23 protein-coding genes are annotated in these 23,142 nt (G+C 35.8%); 4 read left to right on the top strand and 19 right to left on the bottom strand.

What is annotated here, in order from left to right:
* Nucleotides 1–2 precede the first annotated feature (2 nt).
* The 14 genes from ABN763_RS13700 to ABN763_RS13635 form a co-directional block, all read right to left on the bottom strand.
* The gene (locus ABN763_RS13700) at nucleotides 3–2,987 is read right to left on the bottom strand and encodes a DNA polymerase III subunit alpha (protein WP_410486050.1); all 2,985 of its coding nucleotides are present in this window, start codon (nucleotides 2,985–2,987) and stop codon (nucleotides 3–5) included.
* A gap of 123 nt (nucleotides 2,988–3,110) precedes the next feature.
* Entirely contained in the window at nucleotides 3,111–3,578 is a 468-nt protein-coding gene (locus ABN763_RS13695; RefSeq protein ID WP_410486049.1) for a hypothetical protein, read from the bottom strand.
* Nucleotides 3,579–3,670: 92 nt separating this feature from the next.
* Complete coding sequence (locus tag ABN763_RS13690) at nucleotides 3,671–4,576, bottom strand: helix-turn-helix domain-containing protein (RefSeq protein WP_410486048.1); 906 nt, start codon at nucleotides 4,574–4,576, stop codon at nucleotides 3,671–3,673.
* 64 nt (nucleotides 4,577–4,640) lie between these two features.
* Complete coding sequence (locus ABN763_RS13685) at nucleotides 4,641–5,396, bottom strand: SDR family NAD(P)-dependent oxidoreductase (protein WP_410486047.1); 756 nt, start codon at nucleotides 5,394–5,396, stop codon at nucleotides 4,641–4,643.
* Nucleotides 5,397–5,601: 205 nt separating this feature from the next.
* The gene (locus ABN763_RS13680; RefSeq protein WP_410486046.1) at nucleotides 5,602–7,038 is read right to left on the bottom strand and encodes a serine hydrolase; all 1,437 of its coding nucleotides are present in this window, start codon (nucleotides 7,036–7,038) and stop codon (nucleotides 5,602–5,604) included.
* An 83-nt stretch (nucleotides 7,039–7,121) separates the two neighbouring features.
* Complete coding sequence (locus ABN763_RS13675) at nucleotides 7,122–8,207, bottom strand: Gfo/Idh/MocA family protein (RefSeq protein ID WP_410486045.1); 1,086 nt, start codon at nucleotides 8,205–8,207, stop codon at nucleotides 7,122–7,124.
* 4 nt (nucleotides 8,208–8,211) lie between these two features.
* Nucleotides 8,212–8,577 carry a cupin domain-containing protein gene (locus ABN763_RS13670; RefSeq protein ID WP_410486044.1) on the bottom strand — a complete coding sequence of 122 codons (366 nt, stop codon included), beginning with the start codon at nucleotides 8,575–8,577 and terminating at the stop codon, nucleotides 8,212–8,214.
* 95 nt (nucleotides 8,578–8,672) lie between these two features.
* Nucleotides 8,673–10,022: a magnesium transporter gene (mgtE, locus tag ABN763_RS13665; protein ID WP_410486144.1), complete on the bottom strand. Its 1,350-nt coding sequence runs from the start codon at nucleotides 10,020–10,022 to the stop codon at nucleotides 8,673–8,675.
* A gap of 29 nt (nucleotides 10,023–10,051) precedes the next feature.
* Complete coding sequence (gene rsmA / locus ABN763_RS13660) at nucleotides 10,052–10,885, bottom strand: 16S rRNA (adenine(1518)-N(6)/adenine(1519)-N(6))-dimethyltransferase RsmA (RefSeq protein WP_410486043.1); 834 nt, start codon at nucleotides 10,883–10,885, stop codon at nucleotides 10,052–10,054.
* A gap of 12 nt (nucleotides 10,886–10,897) precedes the next feature.
* Nucleotides 10,898–11,317, bottom strand: coding sequence for a hypothetical protein (locus tag ABN763_RS13655; protein WP_410486042.1), 420 nt, complete (start codon nucleotides 11,315–11,317; stop codon nucleotides 10,898–10,900).
* A 4-nt stretch (nucleotides 11,318–11,321) separates the two neighbouring features.
* Nucleotides 11,322–11,636, bottom strand: coding sequence for a DUF4286 family protein (locus ABN763_RS13650; protein WP_410486041.1), 315 nt, complete (start codon nucleotides 11,634–11,636; stop codon nucleotides 11,322–11,324).
* Complete coding sequence (locus ABN763_RS13645; protein ID WP_410486040.1) at nucleotides 11,633–12,295, bottom strand: hypothetical protein; 663 nt, start codon at nucleotides 12,293–12,295, stop codon at nucleotides 11,633–11,635. The genes ABN763_RS13650 and ABN763_RS13645 overlap by 4 nt, the downstream gene beginning before the upstream one ends.
* A 5-nt stretch (nucleotides 12,296–12,300) precedes the next feature.
* Entirely contained in the window at nucleotides 12,301–14,082 is a 1,782-nt protein-coding gene (locus tag ABN763_RS13640) for a tetratricopeptide repeat protein (protein ID WP_410486039.1), read from the bottom strand.
* A 187-nt stretch (nucleotides 14,083–14,269) separates the two neighbouring features.
* Nucleotides 14,270–15,457 carry an aminotransferase class V-fold PLP-dependent enzyme gene (locus tag ABN763_RS13635; protein ID WP_410486038.1) on the bottom strand — a complete coding sequence of 396 codons (1,188 nt, stop codon included), beginning with the start codon at nucleotides 15,455–15,457 and terminating at the stop codon, nucleotides 14,270–14,272.
* A 47-nt stretch (nucleotides 15,458–15,504) separates the two neighbouring features.
* On the opposite strand from ABN763_RS13635, the gene ABN763_RS13630 reads away from it, so the two are divergent.
* On the top strand, nucleotides 15,505–15,936 hold the full coding sequence (locus ABN763_RS13630) for a TerB family tellurite resistance protein (protein WP_410486037.1): 432 nt from the start codon (nucleotides 15,505–15,507) through the stop codon (nucleotides 15,934–15,936).
* A 59-nt stretch (nucleotides 15,937–15,995) separates the two neighbouring features.
* Here ABN763_RS13630 and ABN763_RS13625 read toward each other — a convergent pair whose 3' ends face one another.
* From ABN763_RS13625 to fbp, 5 genes are all read right to left on the bottom strand, one after another.
* A complete protein-coding gene (locus ABN763_RS13625) occupies nucleotides 15,996–17,513 on the bottom strand; it encodes an ATP-binding protein (RefSeq protein WP_410486036.1) in 1,518 nt (505 codons plus the stop codon).
* A gap of 2 nt (nucleotides 17,514–17,515) precedes the next feature.
* Nucleotides 17,516–18,004, bottom strand: a complete 489-nt coding sequence (locus ABN763_RS13620) for a Rab family GTPase (protein ID WP_410486035.1) — start codon at nucleotides 18,002–18,004, stop codon at nucleotides 17,516–17,518.
* The gene (locus tag ABN763_RS13615; RefSeq protein ID WP_410486034.1) at nucleotides 17,991–18,809 is read right to left on the bottom strand and encodes a cell envelope biogenesis protein OmpA; all 819 of its coding nucleotides are present in this window, start codon (nucleotides 18,807–18,809) and stop codon (nucleotides 17,991–17,993) included. Before ABN763_RS13615 ends, ABN763_RS13620 begins: the two co-directional genes overlap by 14 nt.
* A gap of 24 nt (nucleotides 18,810–18,833) precedes the next feature.
* The gene (locus ABN763_RS13610) at nucleotides 18,834–19,187 is read right to left on the bottom strand and encodes a fructose 1,6-bisphosphatase (RefSeq protein ID WP_410486033.1); all 354 of its coding nucleotides are present in this window, start codon (nucleotides 19,185–19,187) and stop codon (nucleotides 18,834–18,836) included.
* A 63-nt stretch (nucleotides 19,188–19,250) separates the two neighbouring features.
* The gene (gene fbp, locus ABN763_RS13605; protein WP_410486032.1) at nucleotides 19,251–20,258 is read right to left on the bottom strand and encodes a class 1 fructose-bisphosphatase; all 1,008 of its coding nucleotides are present in this window, start codon (nucleotides 20,256–20,258) and stop codon (nucleotides 19,251–19,253) included.
* 111 nt (nucleotides 20,259–20,369) lie between these two features.
* On the opposite strand from fbp, the gene ABN763_RS13600 reads away from it, so the two are divergent.
* From ABN763_RS13600 to ABN763_RS13590, 3 genes are all read left to right on the top strand, one after another.
* Nucleotides 20,370–20,846 (top strand): GNAT family N-acetyltransferase, encoded by a 477-nt coding sequence (locus ABN763_RS13600; protein ID WP_410486031.1) that lies wholly within the window; start codon nucleotides 20,370–20,372, stop codon nucleotides 20,844–20,846.
* Complete coding sequence (locus tag ABN763_RS13595) at nucleotides 20,847–22,097, top strand: aspartate kinase (protein WP_410486030.1); 1,251 nt, start codon at nucleotides 20,847–20,849, stop codon at nucleotides 22,095–22,097.
* Between the two features lie 69 nt (nucleotides 22,098–22,166).
* On the top strand, nucleotides 22,167–23,099 hold the full coding sequence (locus tag ABN763_RS13590; protein ID WP_410486029.1) for an NAD-dependent epimerase/dehydratase family protein: 933 nt from the start codon (nucleotides 22,167–22,169) through the stop codon (nucleotides 23,097–23,099).
* The last annotated feature ends 43 nt before the right edge of the window (nucleotides 23,100–23,142 follow it).

Here is a 23,142-nt window from a genome sequence, read left to right as displayed (position 1 = left end):
ATTTAAGGCGTCATTTCTTGTTTCTCATCAGCATAACGAGGATCTTGTATCATTGCTTCCTTTCGCATTTTAATGACTTCAATACTTAAAAAGCCAAATTCGCTTACGACTTTACCGTAACAACGATATACTCCTTTGCCTGTAAATCGATGTTTTCTTGCCACAGGGGGAAATAAAACCGTATCGAAAACTTGACCTTGCTGATCAATAAATGTGGCAAAATGCATTTGTTTTCCAGTATGTGTGTTAGTGTTTTTCACAGTAACTAGGTAGCCATAAATATCAATAAATTTATTTAGGAATTTAGATAGATCCTTTGCTCCGTTCTCATTAGCGAGTTTCTCCTTCAGTAAGAGAAATGGACTACAAAGGGGGAACTCTAATAATTCAATTTGATCAAAAGCCGCTTCAAGATCGGTGGTTGTTAATGAGGGAATTTCATAGTTTTTATAATGTGAAGGGAACAATTTAGGATGATCGATGATGTTTTTAGTAGGCGCTATTTTTAAATGAGCTTCCCAAAGCAATTCATACTTATCAGTATTGGTAAATCGAAATGCGTTAACACGTATTAAAATACTCAGTTGTTCAATACTGATGGTTACTCGATCAATAAAATCTTCAAGGCTCTTATAATGACCACTATTAGATCTGTCGATTAGAATACGTTCAATAACGCGTTTTTCAAGTTCTTTTAAATAACCAAAACCGAGGTAGATAGTAGTTTTAGTAATACTATTTTCATTAAAACTATTGTTAATACAAGGCGGTTCGATTGTAGCTCCCAACATTCTAGCTTCATGAATGTACATTTCAGGACGATAAAATCCGCCACCATTGTTTAAAGTGGCAACCAAATACTCTAAGGGGAAATAAGCTTTTAGGAATAGGGTTTGATAGCTTTCAACTGCGTAGGATGCTGAGTGTCCTTTTGCAAAAGCATAGCCGGCGAAACTTGATATTTGATGCCATATTTCATCAATAAGCTTTTGGGCATACCCTATTTCATGGCAATTGCTCATGAACTTTTCTTCTACTCGTTTAAACTCTTCTCTAGAACGAAACTTACCACTCATACCACGTCTCAAAACATCGGCTTCACCAAGATCTAAACCTGCAAAATAGTGAGCTACCTTTATCACATCTTCTTGATACACCATAATGCCATAAGTGTCAGGCATAATCTCTAACATTTTTGGATGTGCATATTGCTCAGTACGTCCGGGCTGTCGGTGTCGTAAAATGTATTCACGCATCATTCCGCTTTTTGCAACACCAGGCCGGATAATCGAGCTTGCAGCAACTAATCCCAGATAATTATCGACTTCTAGCTTTGCCAAAAGCATTCGCATAGCAGGTGACTCTACGTAAAAGCAAGCCATGCATTGAGCGGTTTTGATGAGGTTGTTAATCTTTTTATCTTTCTTAAAACGTTTGATATCATGAATATCAAAATCGGATTTTTCGGGTTGATTGTAGGCAATTATTTTTAGCGCTTCTTTAATTTTCGCAAGTCCACGTTGCCCTAGGATATCAAACTTAAATAAACCTACATCCTCAGCAATAATCATATCAAATTGTACGGTAGGAAAACCTTTTGGAGGTAAGTTGGTTGCAGAAAAATAGGAGAGGGGTTTATCACTGATTAAAATACCCCCGGCATGAATACTTACATAATTTGGCATGCCTTGAATAAGGCTACCGTATTTAAGTACCAATTTTGACATTTCGTCAAGTTGCTGGTATTGATAATTTCCTTGTGATAGCATATCAATTTCCGATTTTGGCAATCCGAATACTTTGCCAAGTTCGCGCACCACTCCGCGATACTTAAAAGTAACATAGGTGCCTAATAGTGCTACATGGTCAAAACGCTCAAAAATATACCGAGTAACATCTTGACGATCGTGCCAAGAAAAGTCAATATCAAAATCAGGTGGGTTTGCTCTATGTGTATTAATAAATCGTTCAAAATAGAGATCTAATTCCATGGGATCAACATCAGTGATACCCAATAAATAGGCAACAATACTATTAGCTCCACTACCACGACCTATGTAGTAATATCCTTGTCTTTTTGCATAATTAATAATATCCCAATTGATTAGGAAATAGGATACAAACCCCATTTTTTTAATGAGATCTAATTCCTTTTTCAACCTAGCCTTGATATCCTTGTCCGGATTTTCGTAGCGTTTTGGTAAGCCTTCCTCACACAATTGATCGAGCAGTTTTTCATCTTCTTCAATACTATTTCCGTACACTTTAAGGTTTTGCGGAGTTCTGTTTTTTGAAAAGTCAAAATTGACATGGCATTCATCAAGTAATTGTTGCGTGTTTTTTATAGCTGAAGGCCATTCAGAAAAATGAGCTTTTAGTTCGTTTATAGGAATCATTTTTTCATCAAGACTTGCCTGTTCCTCATGAGGAAGCATACTCAATAGGCAATTATTATCAATTGCTCGTAGTAATCGGTGTGCGTTGTGGTCACGCTTGTTTCGAAAGCTAACCGATTGCATGATAACCAGTTTTTCAGTCTGTTTTGATAAAACCGAAAAAGGCAATCGTTTTAAATCGTTAGTGCTAATGCCAATAAATTCGTTTGGTTTAAAATCGGTTTTTTCAATAAACTGTAATTGAGAAAATGGGTAGATGAAATAAGTGTCTTCAAGCTCAGGAGCGTTATCTGAAAACGGCATTTTTTCATGTAGATGTTGTGATAAAAAAGCATTTAATTGCTGAAAACCGTTATTGTTTTTTGCAATACCCACAAATTGCTGTTTCGCACCATTTCTAAAGTCGATACCAAGTACAGGTTGCACATTATAATCAGAAGCTTTACGGACAAAATTTAAATAGGCAGAAGTATTATTAATATCGGTTAATACTAATTTTTTTATATCATTTTTTTGGGCGAGTGCCAGCAGCTCAATTTCTGAGAAAGTGCCAAAACGAAGGCTGTAATAGGTATGACAGTTTAGATACATAGTATAAATACTTATCTATATCATTTTTATAAATGATATAGACACTTGTTTAACAAATAAAACAGTGTTTGTATCCTACTGGGGAAAGAATGCGCGAAGGATTATTACAAATATAGGATGTTTTTAGTAAGACTGGATATCTAAAACCCGATTCTCATCCTCAGCTTTTTTATCCATCGTTTGACCAATAGCCATACCTATTATCATACCGACGATCATACCACCGATCATACTTAGCGAAATGCCAATAAGTGACATAAAACCAATACCTATACTCATCCCTAGGGACATGCCAATTGCTAAACCAATGCCTACATAATATCCTTTCGTGATTAAAGATAACTCCGACTTTAGAAAGGTTTTAAAATTGCTTAGCTGTATTGAAAAATGTCTGGCTGTACTCTTTTTGTGAGGAGAGAAGTCTATTTTTTCTAATTGTGACTCCACTTTTTCAAGTTGCTTATTCGTTAAATTGCGTTCTAATAAATTTGATAGAATAGTCTGAAAGTCTCGAAATATCTTAATCTCCACTTTTCTGGAAGTATTGTTTTTTAAGTTGTCAAAAGTTTCAATGGCTTTTTCTATAGTCATAACGTATGGTATTACACACGATTAGTGCTCAATGAGCAAAATTTGTTACAGTTTAACCCTGACTTTTGAATCATGAAATGCGAACTGCGCATTCAATTAAAAGCCTTTCTAAAGGCAATGGGAGACATTTCGGTTTTCTTTTTAAAAAACTTACTGAATGAAGCCGGCTGTTCGAAACCTAAGCTATAGGCAATTTCTCCAACAGAAAGAGGCGTAGTTGACAACTGCTCCTTAGCTTTATCAATTAATTTGTTATGAATGTGTTGTTGGGTACTTTGACCGGTTAGCGATTTAAGTAAACTGCTTAAATAATTAGGAGAAAGATTAAGATGGTTTGCTACCCATTGTACCGTGGGCAATCCTTTATCAATGATATTTTCATCTTTAAAATAATCTACTAGTACTTTTTCTAACTCATTTAATACCTGATGATTTGATATCTGTCTTGTAATAAATTGACGCTCATAAAAGCGTTCAGCATAATTCAATAATAAAGTAAGTTGAGATATAATAATGTTTTGGCTAAACTTATCGATATTCGATTGATACTCACGCTGAATATTTTTAAGAATATCGACCATCATTCCTTCCTCCTTTTGAGACATAAAGAGGGCTTCGTTGATAGAATAGCCGAAATATTCATATCGCTTTATGGTTTTTGCTAAGTCAGTATTCCACAAAAAATCTGGATGAATAAGTAATAACCAGCCTGATGGCTTTTTATTTATATTAGGATTGTCTCCTAAACTCATTACCTGATTTGGCGCAATGAAAGTCATTAGTCCGTCATCAAAATCGTATTCTTGCTGCCCATAAAAAAACTTATAAGCTACATTGCGTTTAAGACCAATGGTGTAGTAATCTTGTCGCCATTTAACACCACCAATATCTTTTGGGTAGTTTACCTGATTATATGGCACCAGACTTATTAGCGGGTGCTCGGGAGCAGAGAGGCTTGCAAATTTATGATAGTCACTTATTTTTTTGAAATGTTTCATAGCAGTTTCAAATTACAAAAATAGATCGAGCCCTACACAAGGGCAGGGCTCATTATTACTTTAATTAAACAAGCATCCCGCCTGAAACTTCAATACGTTGACCGTTGACCCAACCGGCTTTTTCTGAACATAAAAAAGCGACTACACCACCTACATCTTCGGCTTCGCCTACACGCCCAAGTGCGGTTATGTTTGAAATCATTTTTCCTTTTTCCTCGTCTCGGTTACTTCCGCCGGCAAAATCGGTGGCAATGGCTCCGGGTGCAACTACGTTGGCAGTGATTTTTCGCGGACCCAATTCTTTTGCTAAATAACGTGTAAAAACTTCAATAGCTCCCTTCATTACGGCATAGGCTGACATTCCGGGTAAACTAAACCGAGCTAGTCCGCTTGAAATATTAATAATCCGGCCACCTTCTTTTAGATAAGGAAGTGCAGCTTGAGTGAAAAAGTAAACACTTTTTAGGTGCACATTCATCATTTCATCAAATTGAACCTCGGTAGTATCTGCGACTAAGTTAAAAGTGCCTGTTCCTGCATTATTAATAAGAAAATCAAAGTTTTTGGTCCCATTTTCTTTTTCCAAATGCTCAGTTACCTGTTTAATGAACTCCTGTCCGCTTTTAAAGTTATTGGCATCAAAAGGAAATGCTTTTGCCTTTTGTCCAAGAGATTCGATCTCCGAAATTACTTCGTTTGCTTTTTCTTGATTGCTGTGAAAAGAAAAGATGACATTAATTCCATTTTTTGCAAGGTTAATTGCCATATCACGTCCTAATCCCCTGCTTCCTCCTGTTATAATTGCTGTTTTTGTACTCATAATTATATTGCTTTTTGATTACAGTACAAAGTTGAGGTGATTTAGGCGGCATTACTTTTCCAAATCTACGAATGTGTTGTTTGAATCTATTGTTTTATAAAAAGATTTTCAGATAAGGCCTAACTGCTTTCTTGTAGTGCCCTTCATTGCAGTCTTATTTTATAGAAAATCCGCAGTAAGTATTGTCATGTATTCTGGTTGATTGTTAATCGTTATTCCTTAGTTTTTTTAACGTCTCATCGCTACCCAGCTCTATGGCTTTTTCAAAGCTTTTAATAGCTTCTTCCTTATTTCCTTTAGCTATATAGCCGTCTCCAAGAGAATCCCAAACATTTGCATCATTTTCGAATAGTAGGGCATTTAGCTTGAATAATTCAATGGACCAATGTGAATTTTTTTCAGATCTCATTGTCATATATCCCAATCTGTTCAGTACTTCAGAACTTTTAAAATCAGCCCGATATTCCCCTTTTATTAACCTCAGTAGTTTATCCGAATCGTTAGTTTTATGTTTCTCTATAAAACTCATTACAAAAAGGTATGGGTTTTTTTTAATTTCTTTGGGTAGATAAGATCCATTTTTAACGGTCTTTTCTATTTCGTAAGCAACGTTTTCTATTTTCGGGCTACTTGAATTACTTGCGTAAATAATAAAATAATCCTGTGTCATATTCCAAATGATGGTATGGGTGAAAGCTCCGTTTCCACCATTGTGGTAAATTACTTTGTCATTAGTGTTATAAATACCCCAGCCATAACCATAGTAGTGGTTGATTTCACGAGTGTATGGTTGAATCCATTTTTGTAAGAGGTTTTTTGGAAGTATTTTGTTAGAATTTATTGCTTTCTTCCATAAAAGAAGATCATTTGAAGTCGAATTAATTCCTCCATTGCCCTTCAAATTCCAACTCACCTGTCCATCTTCAATATATCGATCTATCGTTGATCCTTGATCCAGAATATTTCTATTGTAACCGTTAGCAAGATTCTGAATATTCCATTTTGGCAACAGATAACCTGTTTGGGTCATTCCTGAAGGTTTAAATAAAAACTGTTGTAAGAAATTTTCATAATCCATTGTCGAAGTGAGTTCAATAATTCTAGCTAAGATGCTATATCCTATGTTTGAATAATTGAATTTAGCCCCAGGTTGTTGAAATAACTTACTATTGAAAACATTGTTAAAAAAATCGTTGGTTGAAATCAGTTTAAAATCACTATCTAAAGATTCTTGAAATCCACTTGTGTGGGTTAGCAGTTGGTGAATCGTGATATTTTTCTTGTCAACTGGCAGATTATCAAAGAAATTATGTAAAGAATCCGTGAGTTTTAATTTATTCTGCTGGGCAAGTTTCAATATTGCAGCACCAGTAAATTGTTTTGTATTCGATCCTATATCGAATATGGTGTTTGGCGAATTTGAAATATTTTTGGCTTTATTGGCCCTGCCATAGCCTTTATTTAAAATTACCTTTCCATTTCTTTCGATAAGCACTGCTCCATTAAACCCGTTTGCAACACCTTCATTTAAGTAAGTGTCAATTTTTTTAACTACGAAGGGATAATTTTCCTGAGCTTGAATTTTCAAAGTACTAATACAAAGAAAAAGAGCTATTGTTATAAACTGAAGAGTATTCGCCATAATTGAAAAAGTATACTTTTCAGGTAAGACGACCGTTAACTTTGCCGGGTTACACTTTTACAATTAAAGCTAATTTGGAGTATTTAGAGCTTCACCTCTTTTCCCGTTCGGGCGGCTTCATAAATGGCTTCTACCAAAATAATATCTTTAAGACCTTCTTCACCGGGAACCAGAACATCGGTATTATTTAGAATAGAAAGAGAGTCATTATCCATTTGAGTAGCTTGTTGGTTTCCGTTGAAAGGGAGTAATTTTTCGCCGGTAGAGGTAATTCCTTGTACACCACTATAAGATTGAAATGGGCTTAATTTATACCAGCCATTTTTGGTATCAACAATCAATTGATTCATCGACTTACCAAAACTAGTTTCACCTCGACCCACTGCGCCAGATGGAAACTGCAATTTAAAATAGGTAGTCTCATCAACCTGCGTAAACAGTTTAGGGCGTTTAGTGCTATGCTTTGCGTGTAAAACCTTAGTGGGTTCTTCACCTGTACTGTATCGAAGTGCATTAATCGGGTAAACACCCATATCGTATAACGCGCCACCACCCATTTCTTTTTTTAATTTCCAATGATTGGTTCGGGGGTCGTAATAACCAGCTTTCGCATTTACTGAAGTGATATCACCAAAAGGTTTTATTTTGGCCCAGTGCATGATTTTTTGAGTATTTGGTTCATGCTGCATTCGGTAACCAATAGACAGTTTTACTTTGTTTTTAGTGCAGGCATCGATAATGGCTTGGCATTCTTGTGCAGTTCTAGCCATTGGTTTTTCGCACCAAACATGTTTTCCTGTATTAGCTGCTTTAATTGCGTATTCGGCATGTAAGCCCGTTGGCAGTACTATGTAAATAACATCAATTTCAGGATTATTGGCTATTTGATGCATATTTTGGTAGTTGTAGACATTTTTGTCTTTAATACCATATTGCTTTTGCCACTTGGGTATTTTATGAGGACTTCCGGTAACAATACCAGCCAATTTGCAGTGTTTTGTCAATCTAAGGGCAGGTGCAAGCACATCGGTACTATAATAGCCAAGACCTACCAAAGCCACACCTAGGGTTTCTTTTGACTTTAGAGCATATATATTGCTAAAAGGAACTGCGCTTGCGGCTAAGGCCAGGCTGGTTTTTTTGATGAAGTCCCTTCTGTCGCTAACCATAACCTTATATCTTGGGATAGGATGTTTTGGTCATTTCATGCTGCACGTCTCCTGTATGGGCAGTTGATTGTTTTTCAAATAATAACAAATGTACTTCTTCACCCTCGGCTGTTTTAGGGTTATGTTCTACTCCTTTCGGAACCACAATCAATTCTCCTTCATTAACAATCTCTGTACGATCGCGAAATTGCATGTATAAAGTGCCTTTTACTACTTGAAATAATTCGTCTTCATGCTCATGAGCATGCCAAACAAATTCGCCTTGAATTTTTGCGAGAAGTACTTGCATATCATCTACCGTTGCTATTTGATGAGGGTGCCATTGTGTGGAAAATTCGGCGTGCTTTTTTTGAATATTGATTGATTTCATTTTTAAAATAATGAGTTGACTTAAAATTACGGATTTTTGGTCAGTCTAAAGGCAATAGGCAATGGGTAACGGGAAGAAGAGCGTAATTACCTAAGTTAAAACCCTAATATTAATTTGGCGATGTAAAAGAACAAGAAAATGCCAAAAATATCATTACTGGTGGTAATAAACGGTCCGGTAGCAATTGCGGGATCAATACCTCTTTTGTCCAGGATAATAGGAACAAAAGTACCAATCAATGCTGCAATAATGATAACGCATAACATTGAAATGGCAATAGTAAAGGTAAAGGCAGATGGATATTGCATAATGAACCCGAAAACAATAACAAGCCCTCCTAAAGCAACACCATTAATTAAACTTAGACCAACCTCTTTTAATAGCCTACTTAACAAACTACCTTTTACTACATTGTTTGCAAGACCTTGAACGATAATTGCACTTGACTGTACTCCTACATTTCCTGCCATCGCGGCAATAAGTGGGGTGAAAAAGAACAATTCTTTATACTTAGAAAGGGCTTCTTCATAGCCGCCCATAATAAACACGCTACCAAGACCTCCAAACAGCCCTAAAACCAACCAAGGCAATCGAGCTTTGGTCAGTTGAAAAATACTATCATCGGCTTCTACTTCTTGGGTAATACCAGCAGCTAATTGATAGTCTTTTTCAGCTTCTTCTTTAATAACATCTACAATATCATCAATAGTAATGCGACCTAAAAGTTGTTTTTCAGCATCTACTACGGGTATAGCTTCGAGGTCATATTTTTGCATAATCTTTGCTACTTCTTCATCATCTTCATCAACATATACATAATCAACCTTTGGTATGTAGACATCTTTAATCTTACCGCGAGTAGGTGCCATCAAAAGATCCTTTAATGATAAGCGGCCCTTTAAAATGTTTTCATCATCAACCACATAAATAGAATGTACGCGCGTAACTTCTGCAGCTTGCTCACGCATTTCTTTTACGCATTTTGTGACGGTCCAATTCTCATTTACTTTAATAAGCTCTTTGGCCATAAGGCCGCCCGCGGTATCCTCGTCATAGGTTAGTAACTCCTTAATTTCAGCGGCATGTTCTTCATCTTCTATTTGAGCGATTACATTTTCCTGGCGTTCTTCAGGAAGCTCTGCGATCATATCGGCCGCATCATCGGTATCAAGTTCTTCAACCTCTTCGGCAATTTCTTTGGCGGATAGATTCTTTAAGATGCGTTCTCGATCATCCTCATCCAACTCCATTAATACATCAGATGTTTTTTCGCTGTCTAGAAGTTTAATGATGTAAGTTGATTGTTCTAATGAGAGATTGTCAAGAATTTCAGCAATATCAGCATGATGGTACTCGTTAAAAAAGGCAAAAGCTTCCTTGTCGTTGTTTGCTTCAACAACGGTGTTTACCTGTTCTAATAACGCGTCGGTAATTTTAAACTGGATGTATTCTTTTTCTTCTTCTGACAAGTAGACTAATTTAACGCTTCATCGATGCGAACAGCTAGAGAAATAAAGTCTTCCACAGAAAGCTGTTCTGGTCGAAGTCCAAATATAGTGTCTTCTCTTAAATTATCAGGTAGATTAAGTGTTTTTAAACTGTTACGTAGCGTTTTTCTACGTTGTTGAAATGCGGCTTTTACGACCCTAAAAAAAAGCTTTTCATCGCAGGGAAGGTAAAAGGCGGTTTTTCTTGTAAGTCGTAATACACCTGATTGCACTTTTGGAGGAGGATCGAACACCTGCGGATGCACCGTAAATAAGTATTCAGCATTATAAAATGCTTGTACTAAAACAGAGAGAATGCCATACGTTTTACTCCCTTCCTTTTCACATATACGTCTGGCAACTTCCTTTTGAAACATGCCTGTAAACTCTAGAATCTGATGCCTGTTTTCCAGCATTTTAAACACAATTTGTGAAGAGATATTATAGGGGAAGTTACCAGTGATGGCAAATTGCTCTTCACCAAACAATTCTTGTAAATTTTGCTTGAGAAAATCAGCTTCTATGACCTTAAAATTATCGGTGCCTTTTATAAGTTTTGGATGCTGCAAAGGAAAGGTATGGTTTAAATAGACTATAGAATCGCTATCTAAGTCCATTGCTACCAAATACAAGTTTTTGTGAAGAAGATATTTGGTGAGTACCCCCATTCCAGGGCCAATTTCTAATACATTTTCATAGCCATTTAGGGTTAAGGTATCAGCTATTTTTTTAGCGATATTTTCATCTTTTAGAAAATGCTGACCTAAGTGTTTTTTTGCCCTGACCTTATCGTTGATATTTGTAATATTATTTTTTTTCAATGTACTATAGTACTATTTTTTATTGTTGATTATGGCATCCAAGTATTCTGCAATAATAGTTTTGTCTTCTTTGGAAAACCAAGATAGTTCTAGATCTATTCTTTTCCCGTTGTTAAGTATTAAAAAAGGTTCGCTACCTCCTTTTGAGGGTGAAAAACTCTTGATTTCACCGAAATTTCGGTGTACGTTATTTATAGAAATACTTTTTTCGCTAAGTTGAATGGTAGGAATTTTTTTGTTGAACAAATAAAAAACAGTTATTACTCCTGAAACAGTTGCAATAATGTTTAATAAAATGATGATTTGAGGTTGAAATATAAAATTTAATGAAGCAATACCTAAGTTAATGAAAAAAAAGCCGACGGCCGTTAGTAAAATAACCCCAGCAATTTTAATACGATAACTCAATATGGCTTTAAAAGTGATGTCCATCTATTCATTTATGCTCACTTATAATTTCTAATTCTGTTCTAAATGCTACAAATTTTCCAGCAAAACGTTTCATTCCTTCTTCCCTTAGCCTTGGTGCATCTTCATCGTAATATGCCTGCAGTATTTTCTTGTTTTGTGTTGTGTATTGAACTGAGTAGGTGATGCCTCCCATTTCTTCTTCGACCAGTACTTTGCACATTTTAGCGCTGCTGAATTTACCGGTAGCTAACATATCCGGGATATGTTCATTTTTCATCCAATCCATCCATTCGTTATGAACGCTTTCTTCAATATTTATGGTAACGTTGTAAATAATCATTGATCAGAGATGCTGTAGGATTTTAGGAATTCATTCATGTATCCAAGAAATTGTTCTTGTTTCGATAATCTATATTTCATAGAATATTTATAAACTGAAAGATAGTTTTTAAAAACCTTATTGGTATATACGGTTCGATCCTGAGGAGTATAGTTTACCATATCAAAGTTCTTTGTTGCATAGGGCATGTAGTTATTTAGATATTCTTCATTAGTCATTCGATCGATGCTTTCTAGCCAAGAATAGTATTCATAAAGCGCAATAATATCTTTTTGTAACGTTTGATTTTCAATGAAACGCACATCTCCTGTCTCTACCAGGTTATTATAAGCGTTCTTTTTTAAATAAATAAAGTCTGTTCGTAAAAGCTTCATTGTTTTTGTATGCGCATGCGATAAATCAAATGTTGTGCTGTCAATATAGTATAAAGTAGAATCTATAAGAGAAATAATATCTTTAGAATTTTTTATTGATCCTGAAAGCATTTTTATGTTGAATGAAGTTTCATCAACAAGATCTTTTATGTGATTGTTTACTAACTTCTGCTCTTGTTTGTTTTCACTACATTTATTAAGCTGAAATGCAAGTAAAATACCTATTACAACCACAATAAATTCGAGAAAGTGATTTAGCCAATCTATTTTTTTAGTGCCTCGCATTGCCTTTAATTAATCACGTCACCTCTGAGCGCTCTGTATTTTTTGCGAGCCTCGACAAAGTAAATACTATCCTGATATTCAAAAATAATCTTTTCATATAGCTCTTTGGCTTTCTCCGGGTTAGAAAGCACACCGTTATTTAATTCAGCTAGGCCAAAAAATGCGTCGTCTGCAAGAATACCTTCACTATAATTATCTATCAGCTTTTGGTAGTTAGCAGCAGCTTTACCATACTCTTCCCTTTTTTCGAAAAGATGTGCCTGCTTTAACAGTGCTTCATCTTCAATCGTTTCACCCTTGTGCTGTAATAAAATATCGTTTAAGAGGTTAATAGCGTCTACGTTTTTTTCTTGAAAGGCCAGTAGGCTTGCTTTAGCATATTTTTTGAGTGCTACTTGGGTAGAATCTTCTAGAGAATTATCAGAGATAAGTAAACTCAGTTCCATCGCATCATTTGCTATTAGCTGGGTAGTAGAAGATCGAAGTACTTTTAGTTGTGTTTGTGCCCAATTGAAATCACCTTTAAAATAACTTGTTTGCGCTACTTTGAATCTAGCTTGTTGCCCTACGACATTATTTTTTAAACTTTTTTGAACTTGAGAATAATAGATTAAAGCTTGATTGAATTGTTCAGAAAACACCAAAATATCACCTAATGCAATTTTAACTTCTCCTTTTTGAAAGTTGTTAATGCGTAGCTTTAATGTATTTTTTAAGGCTTTTGTGGCTGTCTTCGGGTCATTTTTCTTAAAAGCAATAAAACGGGCGTAATCCATTTGAAGTCCAATGGTAGTATTGGTTTTTCCAAAAAGCTTTAAAAGCATATTGAATTTGGTGTCAATCTCTGGGATATTCTCTTCCGAAAGGGTTTCTACTTCAATTTGAAGTAAAGCTCTTTCTGCAGTATAAGCAACATCTTGATTGGTGTTATTTTGAATGATATACTCAAAAATTTCCTTGGCACTATCATATTCTCTGCTTTCTTTTGCCAGAAAAGCGAGATCCGTAATGCGGTTTAAATTGCCTTCGGTACGTTTGTAAATGGCTTTTTCTTGAGTGAATGCCTTATTATACTGCTTTTGTTGGACGAACAGCCAGCTCAAAAAATCATTCCATAAAACGTCGGGCTTTGTTTGTAATTTTTTAAGTAGAATTTTTCGCAATAAGATATTATTCTCGTTCGAGGGATCATCAGTAACAAACTGACTTAAACTTCGTTCAATATTAGGGCGATAATTTTCATTGGTGAGCATGAGGTCAAAAAAACTATTGTACATATTCTCAATTTCTCCCAACTCGCCATATAAACGACCTATCTGATAATGAACCCTCAAATCAGGATTTGCAGCGAGGCCTTTTTCATAGGTTTTAAGGGCATATCGTAGTTTAGAAAGTCGCTCAAATGTAGTGCCTAGTCGGTATACTAGATTCGGATTTTCTTCAACTTTTGACAGTGCCAACTGGTAGTTTTCTTCTGCTTTTTCTGTTTGTCCCTGCAAATCGTAATTATTACCCAGCAGGATATATAGTTGATACTGTTTTTTATTCTCAATAAGCTTTTCTTCGATTAATTCCTGTGCTCCAAGATAATCTTCAAGTTGCTGATAGCATTTAATCAAATCCATAAAAAGATCAATGCGCCCCGGATATTGTTGATAAAGTGTTTGGTACGAAAGCTTCGCTTTTTCAAACTCACCTTTATTAAAGTACTGTTTAGCAAGAACAGTATTTTGCGCATTTGTAAATGCAAAAAAACAAGTAAGTAATAGCGTTAAAAAAAGTTTCATAGCAAATGACTTTCAGTTCTTAATACTTAGTTGGCAGCCTAAATTGAGTTGTCAGCCTAAGCGAAGTAGGATAGATGAACTCTACACTCATACGAGTAAAGATACAAGATGTAACCTTAAAATTAAGTGAAAGTTTTTGATTATCTAATAGTGTGTTAAAACGAGTTCGGTATGATGTTGAGTTCTTTTATTGGAAACAACGCACTAGCATATCAAAGTCTTCTTTTGTATTGTAAAGGTGTGGCGAAATGCGAATGGCATTTCCTCTAAACGATACGATAATATTACGCTCGGCCATTTTTTCTTTCACCATGCTCATATTGATATTATCAGGGAGATATATACCGAATAGATGTTTTGTTCTAAAAGTATCATCTTCAACAAAACAGCTGAGCTGTCTTAGTTTTTCGATGGCTTCTTTAGATATTTCATGGCAATATTCCTGAATACTTTCTGGTTTCCATTCCAATAGCTGTTCAATTGCCCTACTAAGCATTGGCGTTAAAACGAAATTACTTGATTCGCCTACGGAATACCTTGCAGCGCCGGGTTGATATTGGTCTTGGTAATCAACCAGTTTTGAAAAATTTTCACTTTCATGCCGGTTCATCCAGTTGTGTTCAATTGGGGTGCCTTCAAAAAAAGTTTCGTTGTAATAGGCAACGCCTAAAGAATAGGGACCCATTAGCCATTTGTATCCACCGCAAATTAAAGCGTCCGGCTGTATTGCTGTCACATCAAAAGGAAAGGCACCTACACTTTGGGTTCCGTCAATAATAAGTCTTGCACCTACCGATAGCGTTTTTTCTCGTATCGCCTTTAAATTGAACAAGGTCCCATCTGCCCAATGTGCATGAGGCATCGCGACGACAGCTGTTTTATTGGTAATGGCTTTTAGGATAAGTTCATTCCATTTTTTTGCTCGGTTTTCGGTTCCTGATGGATGTAAAACAACTTTTGTATGTGCGCCGTTTCGCTCAGCCACATGATTCCATGCATATACATTACTAGGAAATTGCTCATCAACTAATATAATTTCGTCACCCTTTTTTAAGGGTACATTGTTAGCGGCATTGGCAATACCATAAGAAACTGATGGTATTATGGCGATGTTATCTGCTTGTGCATTAATTAGCTGCGCAAAACGTTTTTTTAAAACTAGACGCTGATCAAAAAAATGTTCAGGTAAAATACTCGCAGGATCTCCCTTTCGTTTGAGGTTGATAATACCAATTTCTTCAACGCTTTTAAGTTGAGGAGACATATAAGCGCCGTTTAAATAAACAATATTATTAGATAGTGAAAAAAGGTGTTTTTGATTGGATAGCATTTTGTGATTTTTCGCCTTTAAAAATAGCCCAATTTTCTGTTTCATTAGCTACCCTCTTTACTTATATTTGTGCGATTATTAAAAAATTAAATATGTCATTTTCTAATTTATACCAAAGCGGATTTAAACAACGAAACCGTAGTCATTTTGCAGCCATTGTTCACGTGGCAATGACCGATGATAAGATTACCGATCAAGAACAAGCTTTTTTAAATCGGCTGGCTAGAAGTTTAGAAATTGAGGATGAAGAATATCAAAGGATAGTGAAAAATTACAAAGACTATCCAATTAACCCTCCTTTGACATATAATAGTAGATTAGAGCGGTTATATGATCTTGCTAGAATGGTATACGCCGATGATGTTTTGGGAGAAGGCCAGCATGAATTATTAGGAAGGTTAAGTGTAGGTTTAGGATTTACTCCTGAAAATATAAAATATGTGGTCGACAAAGCCCTAGTTTTAGTAGATCGTGAGGTGAGTCTAGAAACCTTTATGGATGAAATGAAGCACATGAATCGATAGCGGTACTATCACATAACAACATTTAAACGCCTATTTGATAATAGGCGTTTTTATACGCATTATTTTAAGAGTTTTGCCATTTTTTCCAAAAGTGCATCTTCTTCAAATGGGATCGCTAAAAACTCATTGATTCCAGCCTTTTTACAGGCTTTTTTATCTTCATCACTTGCAAAAGCTGTTAATGCGATAATGGGTAGTCTTCGTATAAAAATATCATCGTCTGCTCGAAGTTGTCTTGCCACCTCCAATCCATCAATTTTTGGAATCTTGATATCTAGAATTACTAAATCGTAGTCAGTAGTTTTAATAAAATCTAGCGCTTCTTGACCGTTTGTAGCCAAGTCGACGAAAAAGTTACCATGACTAACCAATAATTTCATTAAAAGCATTTGATTTGCCTCGGAATCTTCAACCATTAAAATTTGGTACTTTTTATCCGGCTTAAAAAAAATGGCAGGAGCTTGGGTTTTTTTTACTTTTTTTTCTTGACCAAGTTCCAGTTCGTAACTAAGGTTTAAACTAAAAACCGTACCTTTTCCTAATTGACTTTTTACATTAATCCTACCATCAAGAAAATCGACAATATGTTTGGTGATCGAAAGTCCTAAACCGGTGCCTCCATAAATTGGATTGTTGTGCACCTGAGTGAAACTCTCAAAAATACTGTCAAGATCTTCTGCAGCAATACCAATACCGGTATCTTCTACTTTAAAATTGAGATTTACTTTTTTACCGCGACGGGAATTTTCAGCGATCGACAATGTGATACTTCCTTCGGTGGTAAACTTAAAAGCGTTGTCTAATAAATTAATAAGGACTTGTTGTAATCTTGTTCTATCACCAATAATAGTTTCTGGAACATTCGAGGCAACTTCTACATTGAAATCAATGTCGTTTTCCTCAGCTTTTTTCTGGAAGAATTTGGTGAGATACTTTGCGACGTCATTAAGTTTAAACTTCTTTTTGACTACTGTAAGTTGTCCTGCTTCAATTTTAGAAATATTAAGTAAGTCCTCGATTAGCCCATTTAAATGATTACTTGATTTTTTTACAATCCCAACGAGTCCTTCTTGTTCCGTACTTAAATTTGATTTCTCTAATAAGGTTAAAAAGCCCAATATGCCATTTAGCGGTGTTCGAATTTCATGACTGACGTTTGCTATAAAACGGTTCTTAAATTCTTTCTCTGCAGCTAGTTGTTTATTACGAAGGTGAATAACCTCAGAGTTAATAACCGATTCATTTCTTAATTGTGCAACGCGCTGAAATTCGTTATAATGATCGGTGAAATCTTGTAGTACAATAACTTGTTCTTCCGTATTGGCTATTTTTTTGATTCCAATATCAAAAATGCCTTTTTTTTCGTCAAGATCAAGATTCACACATACCATTGATTCTTCAGCTTCTAAATCAGGTAAGATCGGAACAATGCTTTCAAAGAAAGGATGAATATCCTTGATGTTTGATGCCTTGCTAACATTTATTATCGTATTATCAGAATCAATAATACCGCCGGTATTCGTGATCTTAATGAACTGGGAGTTATTGGTCAGAAATTGGTTAGCGTTTGGAGCCATGCCTAAGGGATAATTAATTCACCAAGACTATGGAATAACGCTTCTACATTCTCACCAGTCTTAGCGCTGGCAAAGTATTGACAATCAATATTTTTCTCTGTTAAAATGGTTTTAAGTTTTGGTAAATCGACCAAATCCACCTTATTGCCGACCAACTGCATTGGTATGCCCGGTAGCTGGTTTGTTAAATAATCCAGATCCTCATTGATATTTGTATAGGTAGAAGGTCTACTTGCATCAAAAACGTAGATGTATCCTGCCGTACCCATCAAATAGGAATTACGGGTGTTTTGTACCTTCTCATTACCTTCAATATCCCATATAATCATTGAAAGATCGGTGTCATTTACGGTAATTGACTTTTTTAAAATATGTACGCCGATCGTCACTTTGTAATCATCACTAAATGTATTTTCAACAAAACGTCGAATTAAGGATGATTTACCTACACCAAAATGGCCCAGTAAAACGATCTTTTTAGATATAGTCATTGGTAAAATATGCCTTTAGCTTGTTTGAAAAATGTTGTTGGTTATGAAGATCGGTTTTGTTGATCTTATACTGCGCAAATTTAAGCAAAAGATCTTCTAGTTTGCTTCTATGTGAAACATCAAAAACTCCTGAGATTACTACAGCTATGTAGTACTCAGAAAAGTTTTGAATATGAATAGTATAAAGATCATATTCAATAAGTTGTAATTCCTGTTCGTCTGTTTGAAAAGCATCTTCTACAAAACTCTTAATGGCAGTTAGCATGCCCGCAATCATATCTTGGTCAATGGTCTGGTCTTTATTTAGGCTTGCCTTAATGATTCCAGAGCCTTTTTCGATGACAAACATCTGGTGAATCTTTGGTGCACCCTGTTCGTAGAGCATCAAATCAGATTCGTTGATTCCTAGTGATTTAGCTTTAAGACGTCTTTTAATACCTTTTATCGTATATCGGCTATTGATTTGTTGGGTAAGTTGTTCGCGTAGTTTTTGAATTTCACTTTGAACATATCGCTTAATCATGCGACCCATGATGGGGTATAATGCTTCTACTACACTATCTTGACTATTTGCTATCTCCTCTTTTAAAGCTGCAGTAATGGTTGGTCCTAGGGTTTTTGGTATTTCTTCAACAAACTCATCCAGCTTGTCCTCTATAATTGGTTCAACTTTGGGAGAAAGTTTGTTTCGTTTGTTAACGGTTTCTTCAAGCACCTCGAGCTTCTTGGTGATCGATTCCGCATATTCGCGTTCATCAGTCAGCAAGAGTTCCTTTAAGATCTCTAATTTATCAGATGCATTCATTTAAAAGAGGATAAGAACGAGCTATTATTTGCTCATAATCTTTTCGCCCATAGTAACTAGTAGCTTGCCCAGTACTTTACGGTCAACTTTATCTTCCCCTAACTGGTCAGTTTTATCTGTAAGACTATTTTCAAGTTCAGTGATTCTAATATTGATGTCTGTAGAAAGACTATCAATACTTTGCATTAATTCAGATCGAGTTTCTTCAATAAAATTATGCAGTTCCTCGCGTTTTTTTGAAAGGTCTTTTTTAAGCAGCTCAAATTCGTGGTTGTATTCAGCAATGTTTTCACCGAATATGAGGTTCTTTATTGCCTCAAGTTTTTGAGCCGAATCAGGGGTCATTTTTTCGGTGTCTGTGGTGTTATTTTTAGCCATTATTGGTAGATTAATAGTACGTTAAATGTTAAATGTACTAAAAATTAAAAAGCTTGGCTATTTTTATGCGTGAAGCCGCATAAATTCCTCCGCTTTCTCGACCATCTTCTTACTGCCGCCAAAAAATGGTACTCGCTGGTGCAACTCTGTTGGCTGAATGTCCATTATTCGTATAAATCCGTCTGAAGCTTTACCACCTGCTTGTTCGATAATAAAAGCCATAGGGTTACATTCATACAGCAAGCGTAATTTTCCGTTGGATTGCTTCGAGCTTTTTGGGTACAAATAAATACCTCCTTTAATCATGTTTCTGTGAATATCAGAAACCAATGAACCAATATACCTAGAAGTATAAGGGCGATCACCTTCTTCTTCCTGACAATACTTAATGTATTTTTTAACTCCCAAAGGAAAATGGGTGTAGTTTCCTTCATTAACGGAATAGATTCTCCCAGTTTCTGGAAATTTCATGTTAGGGTGTGATAGGTAATACGATCCGGTAGCAGGGTTAAGCGTAAAACCATTTACCCCATGGCCTGTGGTATAAACCAACATGGTACTGGTACCATAAATAATGTATCCGGCAGCGACTTGTCTGTTTCCCGGCTGTAAAAAATCTTCTTGTTGTACAGGAGTTCCAATGGGGGTGACACGTCTATAGACCGAAAAAATGGTTCCTACAGATACATTCACGTCAATATTACTTGAACCATCAAGTGGGTCGATCAAAACCACATATTTGTTTTGATGCCTTTCATCTTGACTATTGATACTTATAAAATCATCCTCTTCTTCTGAAGCAATACCGCAAACAATGTTGCGGTTTTTCATAGCCTGAATGAATTTTTCATTGGCGTAAACATCCAATTTTTGTTGGTCTTCACCTTGGATGTTGGTATCGCCAGCAGCCCCGATGATATCGACCAATCCCGCTTTGTTTACTTCGTAGTTTACTACCTTTCCGGCAAGCCTAATAGAGTTAATTAATCGAGATAATTCGCCAGAGGAGTACTTAAAATTGCTCTGATTTTCAATGATGAATTCGCCTAAAGTCTGATTCTTTTGGGTCATGCCGTAGCTGCTAGTTTTTATGGTCACAAATATCGATAAATTTGTGAAACTAAAACGTTTTCGTAAAAACTAATATTCTTATATTTATAACTTTGTGTTACATTTGCAACAATGAATTATCAGGTAAGAAAAGCGACAAAAAATGATATGCCACAGGTACTGGCATTGATACAAGAGTTAGCCGATTTTGAAAAAGAATCGAATGCTGTTGAAATGACAGTTGATCAGCTTGTTCAATCAGGTTTTGGAAATCAATCTGCGTTTCAATGTTTCGTAGCTGATGCCGATAGTGTTATTTTAGGCATGGCGCTAGTGTATCCTCGATTTTCGACTTGGGTGGGAAAAACAATCCACTTAGAAGATCTTATCGTAACGGAAAAGGCGAGAGGAAGTGGTGTTGGTAGCGCATTATACAAAAGGGTAATGCAGTATGCAGCGAAGCAGGGTGTAAAACGTGTGGAATGGGCTGTACTTGATTGGAATGAACCTGCCATTAATTTTTATGAGAAAAGCGGAGCAGTCGTAATGCGTGATTGGGATACTGTGCAAATGAGAGAACAACAATTAAAAGAGTTTTTGAATAAGTAGATGAAAATATTCAAGTTTGGTGGTGCATCGGTTAAAGATGCGGCAGGGGTACAAAATGTAGTTAGTGTTTTAAAAGAGGTTGGTTTTAATGATACCTTAATCATTATATCGGCGATGGGTAAAACCACCAATGCCCTCGAAAAGGTAATTCATTGTTATTTTGAAAATAAGAATGAACTAAAAGCAGCTATTCAAGAATTGATTGATTTTCACGGTCAAATTTTAACAACGTTATTTCCTAATGAGAATGCCACCGCTTCTGATAAAGTAAAATTACTATTTGAAGAACTTCAAGGTTTTTTAAGTTGGAACAAATCGCCTAATTATAGTTTTGTATATGATCAAGTGGTCTGCTATGGTGAGTTAATTTCGACAACGATAGTTAGTGAATACTTAAATAGTTGTGGCGTAAAAAACACCTGGATTGATGTTCGGGATGTTATAAAGACGGATACTAACTACCGGGATGCTGGGGTTGATTGGCAACAAACTCAAACCAAGATCAATCAACAAATTCAAAAAAACCAATTATACATTACTCAAGGTTTTTTAGGTTCTGACCAAAACAATTTTACCACAACCTTAGGGCGAGAAGGGTCTGACTATACAGCCGCTATATTTGCATACTGCTTAAATGCCGAAAGTGTCACCATATGGAAAGATGTACCCGGTGTGTTAAATGCTGATCCTAGACATTTTAAAGAGACTGAGCTTTTAAATCAAATAAGTTATGAAGAGGCGATTGAGTTGGCATTTTATGGCGCTTCTGTCATTCATCCTAAAACACTGCAGCCATTGCAGCGTAAGGAAATTCCGCTGTATGTAAAGTCTTTTGTTAGTCCGTCAGGAAATGGGACTGCCGTGACCAAAGGACACCGTATTGAGCCTGAAATACCCTGCTTTATTGTTAAGAAAAATCAGGTGCTGTTATCACTTTCTACCTTGGATTTCTCATTTATGGTCGAAGAAAATATTAGCGAAGTTTTTAAACTATTGGCCGATCATAAAATGAAAGTGAGTATGATACAAAATTCTGCAATTAGTTTCTCCGTGTGCATCACCAACAAGTATGATACACTTGCAGAATTACTTAGCATTTTGAAAGCAAAATTTAAAGTAGATTGCTATGAGAATGTGTCCTTATACACTATTCGCCACTTTAATGAAAAAGCCATTAACGGTATTGAACAAGACAAGGAGATTTTGCTAAAGCAGGTAAGCACAGAAACCGTTCAGATGGTTGTTAAGTAATTTTAATTTGTTTCTCGAATTGGTTTGGCGGAATTGTTTGATATTTGAAAGGATTCAACATAGAACACGATGCAGGTAATTTTAGGAGCAAATGGGATTATTGGAGAAGAACTGGCAAAAGAATTACGGGCTACTTATACTTCTGATATCAAATTGGTTGGTCGTAATCCTAAAAAAGTTCATGTAGACGACCAGGTTTTTAAAGGAGACTTACTACAAATTGATGATGTCAAACAGGCGGTGAAAAATGCAGAAATTGCATACTTAACAGTTGGCTTACCTTATCGATCAGATGTTTGGTTGCGAGATTGGAAAGTTATCATGAAAAATGTTATCGAAGCCTGTAAAGAATCAAACTGTAAGCTGGTGTATTTTGATAACACCTACGCGTACCCGCAAAACGCAAAAATTCAAAAAGAATCAACTCCTCTAACATCAACCGGTAAAAAAGGACATGGGAAAAAACTGGCCGCCGAGTTATTATTAAGTGCTATTCAAAAGAAGGAGATTGTTGCAAGCATCTGTAGAGCACCGGAGTTTTATGGACCAGGAAAAACAAAAGGGATAACCAATACCTTAATTTTTGAAAAAATAAAGGTAGGGAAAAGGGCCAAAGTATTTCTTAAGGACAATGTTCTGAGAACCTTAATCTATACTCCGGATGCCAGTAAAGCAATGGCACTGATTGGTAACACTTCTGATGCCTATGGTGAAACTTGGCACTTACCGTGTGATGATAATCGCCTTACTTATAAAGAGATTATTGATCTGATTTCAGAAAAATTGGGTAGACAAATCAAGTATGATATACTGAGTTCTTTTGTGCTCAAATTGGTTTCTTTTTTCAACCAAAATGTCAAAGAAACCGTTGAACTCCTGCCGAGGTATGCTATTGATAACATTTTTGATTCGTCAAAGTTCAAAAAACATTTCCCCGACTTTCAAGTTACTTCTTATGAAGAAGGAATTAAAAATGTTCTAGCGGATTACAGGATTAAGTAGTGGTTCTTACATTCATTTTATTCCCTATTTTTAGTTACAATTT

This window comes from Spongiivirga sp. MCCC 1A20706 (genome assembly GCF_046524175.1).
Classification (GTDB): Bacteria; Bacteroidota; Bacteroidia; order Flavobacteriales; family Flavobacteriaceae; genus Spongiivirga.
Note: the sequence above shows the minus strand (reverse complement) of the source record. Positions and strands in the feature narration are given on the sequence as shown.

Coding starts and splice junctions, on each gene's coding strand:
- ABN763_RS13620 (WP_410486035.1), bottom strand. CDS start 18,004: ATGACTATATCTAAAAAGATCGTTTTACTGGGCCATTTTGGTGTAGGT.
- ABN763_RS13695 (WP_410486049.1), bottom strand. CDS start 3,578: ATGACTATAGAAAAAGCCATTGAAACTTTTGACAACTTAAAAAACAAT.
- ABN763_RS13680 (WP_410486046.1), bottom strand. CDS start 7,038: ATGGCGAATACTCTTCAGTTTATAACAATAGCTCTTTTTCTTTGTATT.
- ABN763_RS13700 (WP_410486050.1), bottom strand. CDS start 2,987: ATGTATCTAAACTGTCATACCTATTACAGCCTTCGTTTTGGCACTTTC.
- ABN763_RS13655 (WP_410486042.1), bottom strand. CDS start 11,317: ATGGACATCACTTTTAAAGCCATATTGAGTTATCGTATTAAAATTGCT.
- fbp (WP_410486032.1), bottom strand. CDS start 20,258: ATGACCCAAAAGAATCAGACTTTAGGCGAATTCATCATTGAAAATCAG.
- ABN763_RS13640 (WP_410486039.1), bottom strand. CDS start 14,082: ATGAAACTTTTTTTAACGCTATTACTTACTTGTTTTTTTGCATTTACA.
- ABN763_RS13630 (WP_410486037.1), top strand. CDS start 15,505: ATGTCATTTTCTAATTTATACCAAAGCGGATTTAAACAACGAAACCGT.
- ABN763_RS13590 (WP_410486029.1), top strand. CDS start 22,167: ATGCAGGTAATTTTAGGAGCAAATGGGATTATTGGAGAAGAACTGGCA.
- ABN763_RS13595 (WP_410486030.1), top strand. CDS start 20,847: ATGAAAATATTCAAGTTTGGTGGTGCATCGGTTAAAGATGCGGCAGGG.
- ABN763_RS13670 (WP_410486044.1), bottom strand. CDS start 8,577: ATGAAATCAATCAATATTCAAAAAAAGCACGCCGAATTTTCCACACAA.
- ABN763_RS13635 (WP_410486038.1), bottom strand. CDS start 15,457: ATGAAACAGAAAATTGGGCTATTTTTAAAGGCGAAAAATCACAAAATG.
- ABN763_RS13685 (WP_410486047.1), bottom strand. CDS start 5,396: ATGAGTACAAAAACAGCAATTATAACAGGAGGAAGCAGGGGATTAGGA.
- ABN763_RS13615 (WP_410486034.1), bottom strand. CDS start 18,809: ATGAATGCATCTGATAAATTAGAGATCTTAAAGGAACTCTTGCTGACT.
- ABN763_RS13650 (WP_410486041.1), bottom strand. CDS start 11,636: ATGATTATTTACAACGTTACCATAAATATTGAAGAAAGCGTTCATAAC.
- ABN763_RS13600 (WP_410486031.1), top strand. CDS start 20,370: ATGAATTATCAGGTAAGAAAAGCGACAAAAAATGATATGCCACAGGTA.
- ABN763_RS13645 (WP_410486040.1), bottom strand. CDS start 12,295: ATGCGAGGCACTAAAAAAATAGATTGGCTAAATCACTTTCTCGAATTT.
- ABN763_RS13625 (WP_410486036.1), bottom strand. CDS start 17,513: ATGGCTCCAAACGCTAACCAATTTCTGACCAATAACTCCCAGTTCATT.
- ABN763_RS13610 (WP_410486033.1), bottom strand. CDS start 19,187: ATGGCTAAAAATAACACCACAGACACCGAAAAAATGACCCCTGATTCG.
- ABN763_RS13675 (WP_410486045.1), bottom strand. CDS start 8,207: ATGGTTAGCGACAGAAGGGACTTCATCAAAAAAACCAGCCTGGCCTTA.
- ABN763_RS13690 (WP_410486048.1), bottom strand. CDS start 4,576: ATGAAACATTTCAAAAAAATAAGTGACTATCATAAATTTGCAAGCCTC.